The following is a 16,995-nucleotide window of genomic DNA, read 5'->3' on the forward strand; positions in this document are numbered from 1 at the left end:
AAAAACACGAAAACCTTCCCTGGTGCACTGTTCTACGGGAAACGTACCAGGGAAGGTCTTATCGATTGCAAGAACATTTTCCCCAAGGGCTGATCACATCAAACCCTTGAGGAAACAAATCTTCATCCAATCCGTTGCACATCTAAGTATACAGTCGATAATATACCCGCTTTTTTAGCATCAATGCCATATATACGCATAAAAGCATCGGTTACAGCCTGACCGCCATTGGTTGTTAACGGATTACTACTTGTTGAGGGAGTCACAACTTCTACACTCATTCCTTTCTCAATGCGAATTCCGTTACTATTCTTCGCGGTCTTCACGGTTACTCTGAATAATGGCATGGTTACATTAATAGTTAAAAACCAAATATTTTTGACAACATTTTATAATAAAACCAACCCTTTATATTTAGATTGATTTCTCATCAAATTCTTCCAATAACAATTATCAATTGTTAAATAGTAAGAAATATTCCTATAGTAAACATAAATGGCAAAAGCATATAAAACCAATAAAATAAAAAACTGGCAATACTTTTATAAACTAAAAATATTGCATATATATATTATAGCATAAGTAATATCAAACTTAAGATCCTTATTTATAATATTTCGTATACCTGTTTAGATACAAATTCCAGATTTATACTTTACTTTTCGATTCTTCCACATCATTACATTTAATTTAAGACAATATTTTTCTTAATGTTTCAATATAAGCTTTTCCAGAGAAATAAAACTGAACATAAACAATAAAACCTGTTCCTAACCATCCTATTATAGGCAAAGCCATCAACAATAGGTTAACGGCTATTGCAATTATTGCATTTATAACTATTCCAACTATAACCGTACTTAACTTTAATGTAGTTTCACACTTTTCGCATAGTTTAAAATACATATGCCATAAAATGTAAATAAAGAAAAAAATCCCTAATCCAAAGAGGGGAACTGCCATAACAATAGCAGCATAAAGAGAATGTTTTCTAACTATTTTAGCCATATCATCTTCAAACATTTTATCTCCCCATTTGGCAAAATATTTTTGCAACATAATTATATATTTTTATTTCTATAATGATCCAATTCTTCTCTAAATTCTTTAAAAAGCCAAGTGATAACTGCAGCATCATCAGCAAATCCAACCAAAGGGAGAACATCGGGGACAATATCTAATGGAGTTAGTAAATAAATCATTCCCGCTACAAGCATTAATAAACTCTTTCCATTATAATCCGAATACTTTCCAGTAGATATATCTCTTATATAAGAAATAATAAGAGTGATTTCACCTTTAGCATCTTTAATGCCATTCTTGCACACATAATTTTTAATTTCAGGAATCAGAAATTGAAGCTTCTTTGGCGTATGGACATAATCATCTGCTTTAGATAACCAGTCTTTCTTAAATATACGAATAACTTCATTTTTATCCATTATAGAAAATTTCAATTTATTCAACATAGGTCCATTTGCTCATCTAAATGCTTTTTCAATCGATTAGCCATAGGTTTAAATGTCCAATAAGTTAATCCTGCTGATATAGGAGCGCCTATCAAAGGAACCACTTTAGCTATTCCCTTAGAAAAACTATCTTTAGTTAACTTTATTCCAATCCATTTTGCCACCTGTTTAGCAACATTATATATGGCACATTTTGTTAAAGCTTGTTTAGGCAGACGAACTGCAATTTGCCCCGCAAAAGCTTTTGTTAAATTCCTTACAGCTTCTGTAGCAGCTTGAGAGCCCATCATCACTCCAGTAAATAAAGTAAGAACTTGCGCAGTCTCATCATCCAATTCACCATTTTGATTTTGCAAATCAGGCCATCCATAGATATAAAGTAATTTTTGTGTCAAGGCAAACACATGAGCATAGAATTGAGCAATATCTGCAGGAATAGTACCAGCCAATGCCCATCCTCCTGGTAATCCGGCTAATGCAGAAGCACTACACACCAATGTTAAATGATATTTAATGCAACCATTAGCTATTTTCGACATTTGTCTATTTGTTAAGACCTTAGTGGGCGAATTTGAAATTGCTAAATTGATTTGATCCTCATTACAATAAATTGATAATTCTTTTCTCAGAAAAGACTCTCTATCAACTTTTACGAAAGGAATTGCCATAGCTCCTTTTAAGGCCTTATTCCACAATTCAATATTTGCATCCATATTATAAATATTTTATTTGTTCTTTATATATCAAACATATCTACATTTATTACAATAATAATTTCATACTCAAGAATGACTACAGTTTCAACATCTATAACCCGACAACTAAATACAACGTTTATATCCTAATAATTTATAAACCATTAGGATAATTCAATATCGTACATTTTAATTCTCAATATCTGGTCAACTCTTCCATTAACAGTTTCTACAATATTTAGAAGTGATTATTACATCAGTTATTGTTCCGACTGTTTTAATACAAATATACATTTCTTGTTCAATACGACGCTCTCCTAATAACAATTATTTCTTCAATCGATGCAAAAGCGTTATATGATTCAAAAAACGTTTCTTTACTGCATTTCTACATCTGTGTGTTACATCATTCTTTTATTTTATATGCTGATAAGTCCCCTGAAACCAGCTTGTTTATAATAAAAAAGGCGTGAGGACTTCTTTCCTTTTGTCAAGAAACAGGCATCGCCAAACGCCAACTCAGAGACAAGCGAAAACAAAAATCCCACGCCATATTTGGTATGCAAAAAGTATAATCCATACGGACTATACAAAAAGCTTGCATAGACAATACAGATGAGCGTCATGTTTCTTTTATCCGTCTGAGTTTATTGAAATTGGCGATTTCGTTTCTTAGAATAAAAGATGAAAGAACGCATTTCTAACCGAAAGGGTATTTCTCTTCCCTTCGTATCGCAAATATACATTTTTTCTTTTACATGACGCCCGTAAGGGATTTTTATTTACCTTTACACCTGTCAGGTACAAAAATAAAAGAGTCTTGTTAGCCATCCAATAGCTCACTATTTCTATTTTGAAAGAAGTCTCTTTTTGTACCAAAAAGCCTGTTTATTGATACAAATTATGATTGAAACTAAACAAAGCATTCTGAAATTTCTGATTGAAAATTGTATTTTTGCTTCATCGGCATCAACTTTTTCAGCCAGCCTGGAAGCTACAAGCAGAAGTAGTATTTACCGGTTTATGAAAGGAACTGTATCCCCAAAAACTGTAAATAATATTTGGAATGATGTATGTAACAGCTTTGCCCTAACGGATGAGCGATTAATTGAAGTTGCCATTACGGTTGAAAAGGCAAAATGGTTTACTACCGTAGTAGCGTCATATTCATTTGACAAGAAAGATCCTTTATGGACTGAAAAATTACTTTGTGCGCTAATAGATGAAAATTACGCAAACTTACCAACCTCGTTTGTAAAGGAGGTAGTTCCTCTACTAAAGGATTTGAAAACAGACAATAAAGATATATTTTTTGGTATGCTTATGTTGTTTTACGTAAAAGCGAAACAACTGGATCCTTACAATTCTCTTTTCAAACAGACATTGTCTGATCTGATTATCCATTTGAATAATTATTTTCATTCCGTACATCCCGAAAATGATGTAGCCTATAAAGCCATTCAGGCATTAACTTCGGAAACATTATTAGATGTAGTCCCTCCTTGTACATGGGGTCTGGTAGAAAATCCAACACTTATTTTGCAATATTATGCAGATCCTCTTTTTTTGAATGCAGCACTCCGTGGAGGAACTATATTTCATGAATGGGGCGATTTTAGCTATTGGCATGACGCAGACGAAAACTTCACTAAAGGAAGCAGATTCTGGTTATTCATGAGTCGGGAATCAGACTCCATTTATCATGGTAGCTATATTGTCCAAGAATTTGAAATAGGGAATGATAATGAAACCTTTATTGATAAACAAATCTTTAATATTCTCTTTTTGAATAAAGAAAATGATGATGAAGATTATGATGCCATCGTACAAATCTCAGAATCCAAACCAACCGAAAAGCACTCATATCACATCTATTATGGTGTATATAAATATGAAAAAGAGGCAGATGAAATGTGGATGGCTTTCCCGAACGAAGAGGATAATATCTATCAATTACCTTTATGCCTAAAAAGAATCCGTTTTGACGTACCTACAAAATCCCAGGAAAAAGTCTGGTCTCACTTCATTGGTAAATTTGATAACAGCAATGCACTGGAGATATTTGTAAAAAGTCTTTGTCGTACATTAGACGTAGAATACTTAGATGATGAGTATCCCATAAAAGATGTATGTTTAAATCGAACTTTTTTCTCTTTGGTAATCGGTGAAAATGAAAAGCAAAAACAATATCGAATCTCATTGGAAAGCTATTCTTTCCTAAAAGGATTATCTGTTTTTGACGAACTGATTATTTGCAAACATAAGGATGAACTCTTCGTAGAATGGTCCTACTTAGGATACGCCATTCCATTGTCTGATTTTGAAGAGCTGAATGTTAGTTCAGAATGATCAGTTTATCCATTTCTTATTTCATTTATCAACATGTCAAAGAGCGCAAAGGCAAATATATCAAGAAAGTAACCAGTTTCTCTTTGAGGTAAAGATACAATACCATATTACCTTTTTCCAAGCTTTTAGACCTAAAAAATCAGCTCTCACAAAAGCATTGAGAACTATTACAAATCCGTTACAAATTCCTATTTTCATGCCGACAAATTAATTGAATCACTAATATGAATCAATTAATTCACAGAGGTGATGCAATCAATTCATTATGGTGATTCAATTACATCACATGTGTGAATTAATTAAAATATAGTAGGAAAAAGAGGAATTGTTCTTTGTAAATACAAGAATATAAGTAGGTTATTCAGGAGTTAAGAAGGGATTTATCAACAGGAGGCCTCAATCCTTACTTCAACATGTGATATAATTTCAGTTCTGTTCGCAAGGCTTTTGCCTTCCCGTCTGTCAGTCGGTCCAACAAGTTCCAGAAGTGTTCGTTATGACTCATTTCCTTCAGATGACAGAGTTCATGTAAGAGAACATAGTCAATCAGATGCCAGGGAAGAAGCATTAAGTAGAGAGAAAGGTTGATATGCTTGCTTGATGTACATGAGCCCCAATGCGTCTGACTACTATTGATTTTTACTTGTTTATAAACAAAGCCGTATTTCTGAGCCCAAGCCGATAGACGTCCGGGCAAGTATCGCTTGGCTTCATGGCGGAATGCACTGGCCAGCATTTGTTTGAGAAGTTGTTGGACTTCGTCGTCGGCGAAGTTGGTGGCCTGAGGACAGGAGATTTGCAAAACACCATCCTTGAGGGTCATGTAGAAATTATCCCTTTCGGTACGGACAATTCGTACCCGAAAAGTAGCCGTCTGCCAATCGGTCTGTTCATTCAATAAAGGCCTGGCCGGATGTTTCTTCAAAGCCGCCTTGATTTTCTCCCGGTTACCGAGGATAAAAGTCAGCATTTTCTCTTCGCTTCCCCGAACCGGCATGGTTGCAAATACCTGACCGTTGGTTATTTTGAGCGTATAATTACGTGCCCGCTCACTGTAACGGATAACGACCCGTCCTAATTCCTTATCATCAAAATACTTTTCCATAATTCTTAGGCAAAAGTAATACTTTGGATCTAACAATAATACATCCGAATTTGTTATCTTTGCAGGCGAATTGAAAATAAGGACAAACATATATAAGTAGATAAGTTTGTTTGTTTTCGGGCGACTAAGTTGGATGCTTACAGTTACTTAGAAACGAACAAACTAAAGAAACGAAATAACAGATTACTTATCATATATAAAAATTACAATTATGGCTAAGAAAGCACTTTTAATGATTCTTGACGGTTGGGGTTGTGGCGACCACAAAAAAGATGATGTCATTTTCAACACTCCAACACCGTATTGGGACTCTTTATTGGCAAACTATCCTCACTCTCAGTTACAGGCCAGTGGTGAAAACGTAGGTCTTCCCGACGGTCAAATGGGTAACTCTGAAGTAGGTCACTTAAATATCGGAGCCGGTCGTATTGTTTATCAGGACTTGGTAAAGATTAACCGTGCTTGCGCCGACAACAGCATTATGCAAAATAAGGAAGTGGTTTCTGCTTTCACGTATGCCAAAGAACACGGAAAGAATATCCACTTCATGGGACTGACTTCCAACGGAGGTGTTCACTCATCACTGGATCATCTGTTCAAACTGTGCGATATCGCTAAAGAATACGGACTGACTGGTAAAACTTTCATCCACTGTTTCATGGATGGTCGTGATACCGACCCGAAGAGCGGTAAAGGCTTCATCGAAGAACTGACAGCTCATTGCGCAAAATCAGCCGGTCAGATCGCTTCTATCGTAGGTCGTTTCTATGCTATGGACCGCGACAAACGTTGGGAACGTATCAAAGAAGCTTATGATCTGTTGATCGAAGGAAAAGGCAAACAGGCAAACGATATGGTAAAGGCTATGCAGGAATCGTATGATGAAGGCGTTACTGACGAATTCATCAAACCGATCAACAATGCCTCTGTCGATGGAACCATCAAAGAAGGTGATGTAGTTATCTTCTTCAACTACCGTAACGACCGTGCCAAGGAATTGACAATTGTACTGACACAGCAGGATATGCCGGAACAGGGCATGAAGACAATCCCGGGATTGCAGTACTATTGCATGACTCCGTATGATGCTTCATTCAAGGGCGTACATATCCTGTTCGACAAGGAAAATGTACATAATACATTAGGCGAATATCTGGCTAAAAACGGCAAGACTCAGTTGCACATTGCCGAAACAGAAAAATATGCACACGTAACCTTCTTCTTCAACGGTGGTCGCGAAACTCCGTATGAAAACGAAGACCGTATTCTGGTTCCGTCTCCGAAAGTAGCAACTTACGACTTAAAACCGGAGATGAGCGCCTATGAAGTAAAGGACAAACTGGTAGAAGCTATCGGTACGCAGAAATATGACTTCATCGTTGTCAACTATGCCAACGGAGATATGGTTGGTCATACAGGTGTTTACGAAGCAATCGAAAAGGCTGTCGTTGCTATCGACAACTGCGTAAAAGATACCGTAGAAGCAGCCAAGGCAAACGGTTACGAAGTGATCATCATCGCCGATCACGGTAACGCTGACCATGCCCTGAATGCTGACGGTACTCCGAATACAGCTCACTCACTGAATCCGGTTCCGTTTGTCTACGTAACAGAAAACAAAGCTGCCAAAGTAGAAAACGGTGTACTGGCTGACGTAGCTCCTTCTATCCTGCACATCTTAGGTATGGCACAGCCGGCTGAGATGACGGGAAAAGACTTAATAATGGAAAATTGAGAATTGAAAATTGAAAATTAAGTGAGTCGAGACAATATTGTCCTAAAAATTTGTATGCGTTCGCTATCCGTATAGTGAACGCATACAAGTTTTTAGGACAAACCCATCGAGAGTTCGTTCTTTCCAAACAGCTTTTACGATGCGGAACATCCATAGGAGCCTTAATCAGAGAAGCTGAACATGCACAAAGTGAAGCTGATTTCTTGAATAAAATGAACATTGCTTTGAAAGAGGCCAACGAAACATTATATTGGATTTCTCTCCTGAAAGACACTGGATATTTGGATGAGGCTATTTATCAATCTATAAACAATGATTGCACTGAAATTGTAGCAATCCTTGCTTCGATTGTCAAATCCACCAAATCAAAGCTCAATAAATAATTTTCCATTTTCAATTTTCAACTTTCAATTTCAATAATATGATGATTCAAATTGAGGATATCGTCGTTTCGAGCGATGTCCTGACAGAAAAATTTATATGCAACCTGGAGGCTTGTAAAGGTGAATGCTGTATAGAAGGCGACGCCGGAGCTCCCGTCGAGAAAAACGAAGTTGCCGAACTGGAAAAAGTTCTTCCGGTTATTTGGGACGAACTTTCCCCTGAAGCACAAGCCGTTATCAAGAAGCAAGGGGTTGTTTATACCGATCAGGATGGTGATCTGGTAACTTCCATTGTAGGGAACAAAAATTGCGTCTTTACTTGCTACGACGAGAAAGGCTGCTGTTATTGTGCCATCGAGAAAGCCTATCGCGAAGGGAAATGTAATTTCTACAAGCCTGTTTCCTGCCACTTATATCCGATACGGATAGAGAATTACGGTCCTTATACAGCCGTCAATTATCACCGCTGGGACGTATGTAAGGCAGCAGTCGTTTTAGGAAAGCTAAAAGGTGTTCCGGTTTATCAGTTCTTGAAAGAACCTTTAATCCGGAAATTCGGGGCAGAATGGTATCAGATGCTCTCAGACTGTGCCGATGAGTGGACGAAGCAGAACATGGGCGAAAACGAAGAAAAATATTAAGACGATGGAGAACCCAAAAGAAATAGGATTAGAAAAACTGGAACAGACTTTTTCCTTACCTGATGTGGTTTCTTTATGTGAGGAAGAAGATAGTCTGGTCATCCTCGACCAAACCCAGCTTCCTGCGCGGGAAGTCTTCCAGAAAATAAATAAAGAAGAGGAACTCATTGATGCCATTGTCCGTTTAAAGGTCAGAGGAGCGCCTGCAATCGGTGTGGCTGCTGCAGCAGGCTTATATGTTTGTTTTGCCCGCACCTTGGCGAATATGACCTCTGCCCAACTCATGCAGACAGAATTCCAGGCTCTGGCCAACCGGATTCGCGCCAGTCGCCCGACAGCCGTCAATCTTTCGTGGGCACTTGATCGGATGACAGTCCTGTTCAAGCAATGGATAGCCGGTAAAGACAAGATAAGCATGTCCGATTTCCAGGAGATAAAACACCTTTTACGGGCAGAAGCTGTCCGCATCAAAGAAGAAGATATCGAAATGTGCAAACAGATAGCCTTGCACGGGGTCGGATTAATTTCTTCCGGAAGCCGTATCCTGACACACTGCAATGCAGGACATTTGGCAGTCTCCCGTTATGGAACGGCACTGGCACCGATTTACCTGGCACAAGCCTGTGGATTGAATCCGAAAGTCTATGCCGACGAAACACGGCCTTTGTTGCAAGGAGCCCGCCTTACTGCCTACGAATTAATGAAGTTCGGCGTGAACACGACGTTGGTCTGTGATAACATGGCAGCCTCTTTAATGAGTCAGGGAATGATCGATCTCATCATGGTGGGTTGCGACCGCATTGCTGCCAATGGCGACGTAGCCAACAAAATCGGCACCTGCGGAGTAGCAGTGCTGGCACATCATTATCATGTTCCCTTTTATGTCTTAGGTCCGACCAGTACCTTCGATCCGCATACACCGACAGGGAAAGATATTGTCATCGAACAACGGGCAGCTTCAGAAGTCACTGATTTACATTATATACACCGGATGGCACCCGAGCATGTACAGGTCTATAATCCGGCCTTCGACGTGACTCCGGCTGAGTTAGTCACAGCGTATATTACAGAGAAAGGTGTTTTCCGACAGATAGAAGATTTCCACTGAAAAACGATTCATCTTTGAAGAAAAATACGTTCCTTTGCAACAGATTTAAAGCAGGGACATATTAAATATACCATGTTTGCATAACGCTTAAAACATATACCTATTATACAATGAACTTATTAACAAAACTTTCAGTGGCTGCCATCATCGGATGCCAGGCACTATGGGCTGTGTCCTGCACTTCGGGAGACAAGAAAGCAGAAGCGACAAGCCAGGCTGTAGATTACACAGCGTATGTCGATCCTTATATCGGATCAGGAGAACACGGACATGTTTTTGTAGGAGCCAGCGTTCCATTCGGAATGATTCAGGCAGGTCCGCAGAATATTCACAAAGGATGGGACTGGTGCTCGGGTTATCATTATTCGGATAGCGTAATTATCGGTTTCAGTCATACACACCTGAGCGGAACCGGTTGTGCTGATTTGGGAGACGTACTGGTTATGCCGTTCATGGGCGAAGTTCGTACCAAACGCGGAGAACAGGACAATATCGAAGGCGCTTGTTCTTCTTACTATTCACATGCGAATGAAAAAGTAGCTCCGGGTTATTATTCATTATTAATGGACAACGGTGTGAAAGTAGAATTATCGGCTACCGAACGTGTAGCTATCCACCGTTATACATATCCGGAAGGAGAAAGTCATTTACTGATTAACCTGAAAGAAGGCAACGGAGATGAGGCATACGACACCTACCTGAAGAAAGTAGACGATAACACCGTTGAAGGTTATCGCTTCTCAAAAGGCTGGAGCCCGCGCCATAAGGTATACTTCGTGATGAAGTTTGAACAACCGGTTCAATCATTGCAAGTATTCAACGATGATACGCCGGCAGGCAATGACGAATTAACAGGAGAATCGGTCAAAGGTGTATTGACTTTCAAGGATGCACCGAAGGAAGTAAAATGCAAGATCGCCATTTCATCCGTTAGCTGTGCCAATGCCCAGGCAAATATGGATGCAGAACTGGCAGGTTGGGACTTCGATCAAGTGCGCGAACAGGCTAAACAGAAGTGGAACGATCAGTTAGCTTGTGTTGACATCAATACCAACGATGAACGGGCAAAGAAGATTTTCTATACGAGTATGTTCCATGCCTTCATTGCACCGACATTATACTGCGACGTGAACGGTGAGTTCCGCGGACATGATGATAAAGTCTATAAGGCAGATACATGGACAAACTACTCTACCTTCTCGTTATGGGATACATATCGTACGTTGAATCCGTTGTTTACCATCATCAAACCGCAGTATGTTCCTGATTTCGTCAACTCGATGTTGAGCATATACGATCAGCAAGGTAAACTGCCTATCTGGCCACTGGTTGGTGGAGAAACTGAATGTATGCCGGGTTACAGCTCTATTCCTATCATTGCCGACGCTTATCTGAAAGGTATCAAAGGATTTGATGCGGAACGTGCATTCAAAGCGATGACTTCTTCGGCCACTTACGACAAGCAGAAGGGTGTTCCTTATGTGATGGAAAAAGGATATATTCCATGTGACAAGCTCCACGAAGCTACTTCTATCGCCATGGAATATGCCGTTGGCGACTGGGGAATCGCTTTGATGGCAAAGCAGATGGGAAAAGAAGCCGACTATCAGGAATTCTTCAAGCGCGGTCATTACTACGAACAGTACTTCGACAAGAGCATCAACTTCATCCGTCCGAAGATGGACGACGGTTCTTGGCGCACACCGTATGATCCGTTCCGTTCTGTTCACGGTGTAGGCGACTTCTGCGAAGGCAATGGTTGGCATTATACCTTCTTCGTACCCCAGAATCCGGAAGGACTGATCGCTTTGATGGGTGGCGATGACGCCTTTAATGCTAAACTGGATTCTCTGTTTGTAGCCGACGGTGATATGGGAGAACAAGCCTCCAGCGACATCAGCGGACTGATTGGTATGTATGCACACGGAAACGAACCGAGCCACCATGTTGCTTATCTGTATCCGTATGCCGGACAACAATGGAAGACAGCCGAGAAAGTACGTTACATTCAGGATGAATTCTATACAGACAAACCGGAAGGTGTGATTGGAAACGAGGACTGCGGTCAGATGTCGGCTTGGCACATTATGTCGGCATTAGGATTCTATCAGGTAAATCCGTCACATGGTATTCTGGTATTTGGTAGTCCGTTGTTCAATGAAGCCACAATCCAATTACCGGAAGGTAAGACATTCGAGATTGTTGCTCACAACAACAGCCACGACAATATCTATATCCAGTCTGTTACCTTGAACGGACAGCCTTATACAAAATCATACATCACCTACGAAGATGTTATGAAAGGTGGTAACCTGACATTCGAAATGGGTAATACACCGAATAAAGATTTCGGTGCAGCTCCGGCTGATCGCCCAACATCGCTTTAAGAATAATAATTATTAATTATTGAACATATCAAGAGGCTGTTGTAAGTTGTAGCTTATGACAGCCTCTTTTTATTACAATACATAGCCAAATGCTCTCATTTGTCAGTCACAATAAAAAGAAATGACATAACTATTACAATAGTTATTGTTTTTATCGTACCTTTATGCAAATTCTATATCTTAAAACACCTATTACACATGAAAAAGATTCTTCTACTATTGTGCGGATTCACCATGAGCATCATGACATGGGCCCAAAAACAATTCCAATTGACGTCACCCGACGGAAGTATTAAAACCAATATCGAAATCGGTGATAAACTGACGTACAACATCAGTGTGGACGGGAAACAGGTTTTAGCGCCTTCACCTATTTCCATTACGTTAAGTGATGGAGAAGTATGGGGAGACAAGGCTAAACTTTCCAAAAGCAAAAAGACAAGTGTCTATCAAACAATTCCTTCTCCTTTCTACAAAAGAGATCAGGTTACCGATCAGTACAATCAACTGTCACTTACATTCAAAAAACAATGGGGCATTGAATTCCGTGCCTATAACGATGGTATAGCCTATCGTTTCGTCAACCAGCGAAAACAACCTTTCACCATTGAAAAGGAAGAAGTGGCTTATCAGTTCGATTCGGATGTGATGACACACATTGCTTACTCTAACCGGGGAAAGGATGGTGATTTTAATTCACAGTTCATGAACTCATTCGAGAATACGTATGAAGTGAAGAAATTATCTGCCCAGAATAAAGGGCGGTTGATGATCCTTCCACTCGTAGCTACAACAGATGATGGAATAAACATCTGTATTTCCGAAGTTAATCTGGAAAATTATCCGGGAATGTTTCTTACTAACAAAGATAAAACAAATGCCTTAACCGGAGTTATGGCTGCCTATCCGAAGAAAACAGAACAAGGCGGACATAATATGCTGCAGTTCGTCGTGAAAGAACGGGAAAACTATATTGCCAAAGTAGATGGTCCTCGCACTTTCCCCTGGCGTGTAGCCATTGTAACCCGGACAGACGCGGAACTGGCCAATACAGATATTACTTACCGCCTGGCAGAACCGTCACGACTGGATGATATCTCATGGATCAAACCCGGAAAAGTTGCTTGGGAATGGTGGAATGACTGGAACCTGCAAGGCGTTGATTTCAAAACAGGAGTCAACAACGAAACCTATAAATATTACATCGACTTTGCAGCCGATCATGGCATTGAATATGTTATTCTCGATGAAGGTTGGGCTGTCAACCTAAAAGCTGATATGATGCAAATCGTTCCCGAAATCAACATGAAAGAATTGGTTGACTATGGAAAAAGCAAGAATGTAGGCATTATTTTATGGGCAGGTTATCACGCATTCAACCGCGATATGGAGAATATATGCAAATATTACGCTGATATGGGTGTAAAAGGTTTCAAGGTCGATTTTATGGATCGTGACGACCAGGAAATGGTTGCCTTCAATAACCGGGCTGCAGCCACTTGTGCCAAATACAAATTACTGCTCGACTTGCATGGCATGTACAAGCCGTCCGGTCTGAATCGTACTTATCCCAATGTATTGAACTTCGAGGGCGTACATGGTCTGGAACAAATGAAATGGTCTCCTAATACTGTTGACCAGATGACCTATGACGCATCTATTCCATTTATCCGCCAGGTAGCCGGTCCGATGGATTATACACAAGGCTCTATGCGCAACGCTACCCGCGAGAATTATTATCCTTGCAACAGTGAACCGATGAGTCAGGGAACCCGTTGTCATCAGCTGGCTCTCTATGTTGTTCTTGAATCACCGCTCAATATGCTTTGTGATGCTCCGACAAATTACATGCGTGAAACAGAATCACTGGAATATATCGCCAAAATCCCAACGGTCTGGGATGAAACAATCATTCTCGATGGGAAAATAGGAGAATATATCGTCACTGCACGCCGGCATGGAGATACTTGGTATATCGGAGGTATCACCAATTGGAATGCACGAGATCTGACTATTGACTTGAATCCGCTAAAAATATTTGGTAAGAAAGCGACACTTTTCCAAGACGGAACAAATGCTCATCGCAAGGCCAGTGACTATAAGAAGGAGAGCATTACTCTTGCCAATAGCTTGAAGATCCACCTGGCACCTGGTGGCGGCTTCAGTTTGATGACAGAATAATTGATTTTCCTATACAAATCCCTGGTATCAAATAGATGTCAGGGATTTTTTATGGCAGACAGCATCGGATGATTTGCCAAAGAATTCGTATCTTTGTGGTTTAAATCAACTGATAATAAAACGAATCATATAGATTATGGCATTACAATGTGGCATTGTCGGACTTCCTAACGTCGGAAAGTCCACTCTTTTCAACTGTTTATCGAACGCGAAAGCACAATCGGCCAACTTTCCGTTCTGTACGATCGAGCCGAATGTAGGTGTCATTACCGTACCAGACGAACGCCTGAACAAACTGGCTGAAATTGAACATCCGCAGCGTGTCATCCCAACCACGGTTGAGATTGTCGACATCGCCGGACTGGTGAAAGGCGCCAGCAAAGGAGAAGGATTGGGAAATAAATTCCTGGCCAATATCCGTGAAACGGATGCCATTCTGCATGTACTGCGCTGCTTCGACGACGATAACATTGTTCACGTAGATGGTTCCGTTGATCCGGTAAGGGATAAAGAAATCATTGACATGGAACTCCAGATCAAAGACTTGGAAACGATAGACAGCCGTATCGCCAAAGTACAGAAACAAGCACAGACCGGTGGAGATAAACAAGCCAAAATCGCTTACGAAGTATTATGTAAGTATAAGGCTGCTTTGGAACAGGGAAAGAGCGCCCGCACCGTTTCGTTTGAGACGAAAGAAGAAGAGAGAGTAGCCCATGATTTATTTCTTCTGACAAACAAACCCGTTCTTTATGTTTGTAACGTGGATGAAGCCAGTGCCGTTAACGGCAATAAATATGTTGATGCCGTGCGTGAAGCAGTAAAAGACGAGAATGCCGAAATCCTGGTAGTTGCCGCTAAGATTGAAAGCGAAATAGCCGAACTGGAAACTTACGACGAACGCCAGATGTTCCTGCAGGAAATAGGTCTTGAAGAATCGGGTGTCAACCGTCTGATCAAGTCGGCCTACAAGCTGTTGAATCTGCAAACCTTCCTGACTGCCGGACCTGATGAAGTTCGTGCCTGGACATTCCATAAAGGCTGGAAAGCACCGCAATGCGCCGGTGTAATCCACACAGATTTTGAACGCGGATTTATCCGGGCCGAAGTGATTAAATACGACGACTACATTTCATATGGCTCAGAAGCAGCTGTCAAGGAAGCAGGCAAGATGAGTGTGGAAGGTAAGGATTACGTCGTACAGGATGGCGACATCATGCACTTCCGTTTTAACGTATAACAAACTTAAATCCCGCATGTACGAACCAGTACTCGCGGGATTTCTTAAATATAAACATAATGGTACAGCGATTTGATTTCTTAGTTATTGGTTCCGGTATAGCCGGAATGAGTTTTGCCCTAAAAGTGGCACATAAAGGGAAAGTAGCCCTCGTCTGCAAATCCGGTCTCGAAGAAGCAAATACCTATTTTGCCCAAGGAGGCGTAGCGTCTGTTACCAACCTGCTTGTTGATAATTTCGACAAGCATATTCAAGACACCATGATTGCGGGTGACTGGTTAAGCGACCGGGCAGCCGTAGAACAAGTTGTCCGTAACGCACCTCAACAAATCAAGGAGCTGATCAGCTGGGGTGTCGATTTTGATAAAGATGCCAATGGTAATTTCGACTTACACCGTGAAGGAGGACATTCTGAATTCCGTATTTTGCACCACAAGGATAATACCGGTGCTGAAATTCAGGACAGCTTGATCCGCGCTGTACAGACGCATCCGAACATTACCGTATTCGAGAACCATTTTGCCATTGAGATTCTGACACAGCATCATTTAGGAGTGACTGTTACCCGCCATACTCCTAATATCGAATGTTATGGTGCTTATATCATGGATATGAAGACGGGCAAAATTGACACCTTCCTTTCTAAAATCACACTGATGGCTACAGGAGGTATCGGAGCCGTTTATCAGACAACTACCAATCCGCTGGTAGCTACCGGTGATGGTATTGCTATGGTTTACCGTGCCAAAGGAACGGTAAAAGACATGGAATTCGTTCAGTTCCATCCGACAGCCTTGTATCATCCGGGCGATCGTCCTTCATTCCTGATTACTGAAGCCATGCGTGGTTACGGAGGCGTTCTGCGTACTATGGATGGTAAAGAGTTTATGCAGAAATATGATAAACGTCTTTCTCTGGCTCCACGTGATATCGTAGCACGTGCCATCGATACAGAAATGAAGAACCGAGGCGATGATCATGTTTATCTGGATGTAACACATAAAGATCCGGAAGAGACGAAGAGACATTTCCCAAATATCTACGAAAAGTGTCTGAGTCTGGGTATTGACATCACGAAAGATTATATTCCGGTTGCTCCTGCTGCTCATTATCTGTGTGGTGGTATCAAAGTCGATTTGAATGCCCGTTCATCAATCAACCGCCTGTATGCGGTAGGTGAATGTTCTTGCACCGGATTGCACGGAGGTAACCGATTAGCTTCTAATTCACTGATCGAAGCCGTAGTTTATGCAGATGCGGCAGCTAAACACAGCTTGAGTATCCTTGACTCGCTTTCTTATCAGGAGAATATTCCGCAATGGAATGATGAAGGTACTCGTCTGCCGGAAGAAATGGTTCTGATCACACAAAGTGTGAAGGAAGTCGGACAGATCATGAGCACCTATGTAGGTATTGTCCGTTCAGACTTGCGCCTGAAACGTGCCTGGGACCGTTTGGATCTGTTGTATGAAGAAACAGAAAGCCTGTTCAAGCGTTCTATCGCTTCCCGCGAAATCTGCGAGTTGCGCAATATGATCAATGTAGGTTATCTGATCACCCGCCAAGCTATCGAACGTAAGGAAAGCCGTGGTTTGCATTATACATTGGATTATCCTCCTGTTCCACATGAACATCAGTTTTAATCCTTTATATATCTGAATAAAGAGGTACCAAGAAATATATAATCTCCTGGTACCTCTTT

Annotated in this window: 14 protein-coding genes; 9 read left to right on the forward strand and 5 right to left on the reverse strand. The window is 40.8% G+C overall.

What is annotated here, in order from left to right:
* Positions 1 to 122: 122 nt before the first annotated feature.
* The 4 genes from NEE14_RS10970 to NEE14_RS10985 form a co-directional block, all read right to left on the reverse strand.
* The gene (locus NEE14_RS10970; protein WP_251967858.1) at positions 123 to 347 is read right to left on the reverse strand and encodes a DUF6140 family protein; all 225 of its coding nucleotides are present in this window, start codon (positions 345 to 347) and stop codon (positions 123 to 125) included.
* Positions 348 to 690: 343 nt separating this feature from the next.
* Positions 691 to 1,059 (reverse strand): hypothetical protein, encoded by a 369-nt coding sequence (locus NEE14_RS10975; protein ID WP_251967857.1) that lies wholly within the window; start codon positions 1,057 to 1,059, stop codon positions 691 to 693.
* 2 nt (positions 1,060 to 1,061) lie between these two features.
* A complete protein-coding gene (locus NEE14_RS10980) occupies positions 1,062 to 1,442 on the reverse strand; it encodes a YkvA family protein (RefSeq protein WP_251967856.1) in 381 nt (126 codons plus the stop codon).
* 20 nt (positions 1,443 to 1,462) lie between these two features.
* Positions 1,463 to 2,182 (reverse strand): hypothetical protein, encoded by a 720-nt coding sequence (locus tag NEE14_RS10985; RefSeq protein ID WP_251967855.1) that lies wholly within the window; start codon positions 2,180 to 2,182, stop codon positions 1,463 to 1,465.
* 885 nt (positions 2,183 to 3,067) lie between these two features.
* Between NEE14_RS10985 and NEE14_RS10990 the strand changes: the two genes are divergently transcribed.
* Positions 3,068 to 4,513: a hypothetical protein gene (locus NEE14_RS10990; protein ID WP_251967854.1), complete on the forward strand. Its 1,446-nt coding sequence runs from the start codon at positions 3,068 to 3,070 to the stop codon at positions 4,511 to 4,513.
* Positions 4,514 to 4,916: 403 nt separating this feature from the next.
* On the opposite strand, the gene NEE14_RS10995 is transcribed toward NEE14_RS10990, so the two are convergent.
* Positions 4,917 to 5,618, reverse strand: coding sequence for a M48 family metallopeptidase (locus tag NEE14_RS10995; RefSeq protein ID WP_251967853.1), 702 nt, complete (start codon positions 5,616 to 5,618; stop codon positions 4,917 to 4,919).
* Positions 5,619 to 5,829: 211 nt separating this feature from the next.
* Between NEE14_RS10995 and gpmI the strand changes: the two genes are divergently transcribed.
* The 8 genes from gpmI to nadB all read left to right on the forward strand — a co-directional run bounded on the left by gpmI (position 5,830) and on the right by nadB (position 16,936).
* Positions 5,830 to 7,353 (forward strand): 2,3-bisphosphoglycerate-independent phosphoglycerate mutase, encoded by a 1,524-nt coding sequence (gene gpmI, locus NEE14_RS11000; RefSeq protein WP_251967852.1) that lies wholly within the window; start codon positions 5,830 to 5,832, stop codon positions 7,351 to 7,353.
* Between the two features lie 74 nt (positions 7,354 to 7,427).
* Positions 7,428 to 7,736: a four helix bundle protein gene (locus tag NEE14_RS11005; RefSeq protein WP_251967851.1), complete on the forward strand. Its 309-nt coding sequence runs from the start codon at positions 7,428 to 7,430 to the stop codon at positions 7,734 to 7,736.
* A 41-nt stretch (positions 7,737 to 7,777) separates the two neighbouring features.
* A complete protein-coding gene (locus NEE14_RS11010; protein WP_251967873.1) occupies positions 7,778 to 8,377 on the forward strand; it encodes a DUF3109 family protein in 600 nt (199 codons plus the stop codon).
* A 37-nt stretch (positions 8,378 to 8,414) separates the two neighbouring features.
* A complete protein-coding gene (gene mtnA, locus NEE14_RS11015) occupies positions 8,415 to 9,485 on the forward strand; it encodes an S-methyl-5-thioribose-1-phosphate isomerase (protein ID WP_422394705.1) in 1,071 nt (356 codons plus the stop codon).
* 110 nt (positions 9,486 to 9,595) lie between these two features.
* The gene (locus NEE14_RS11020) at positions 9,596 to 11,872 is read left to right on the forward strand and encodes a GH92 family glycosyl hydrolase (RefSeq protein WP_251967849.1); all 2,277 of its coding nucleotides are present in this window, start codon (positions 9,596 to 9,598) and stop codon (positions 11,870 to 11,872) included.
* A gap of 198 nt (positions 11,873 to 12,070) precedes the next feature.
* Positions 12,071 to 14,053, forward strand: a complete 1,983-nt coding sequence (locus tag NEE14_RS11025; protein ID WP_251967848.1) for a glycoside hydrolase family 97 protein — start codon at positions 12,071 to 12,073, stop codon at positions 14,051 to 14,053.
* Between the two features lie 136 nt (positions 14,054 to 14,189).
* Positions 14,190 to 15,293, forward strand: coding sequence for a redox-regulated ATPase YchF (gene ychF / locus NEE14_RS11030; protein ID WP_251967847.1), 1,104 nt, complete (start codon positions 14,190 to 14,192; stop codon positions 15,291 to 15,293).
* A 59-nt stretch (positions 15,294 to 15,352) separates the two neighbouring features.
* A complete protein-coding gene (nadB, locus tag NEE14_RS11035) occupies positions 15,353 to 16,936 on the forward strand; it encodes an L-aspartate oxidase (protein WP_251967846.1) in 1,584 nt (527 codons plus the stop codon).
* The last annotated feature ends 59 nt before the right edge of the window (positions 16,937 to 16,995 follow it).

The sequence above is a fragment of the Parabacteroides sp. AD58 genome (assembly GCF_023744375.2).
Taxonomy (GTDB): Bacteria; Bacteroidota; Bacteroidia; order Bacteroidales; family Tannerellaceae; genus Parabacteroides; species Parabacteroides absconsus.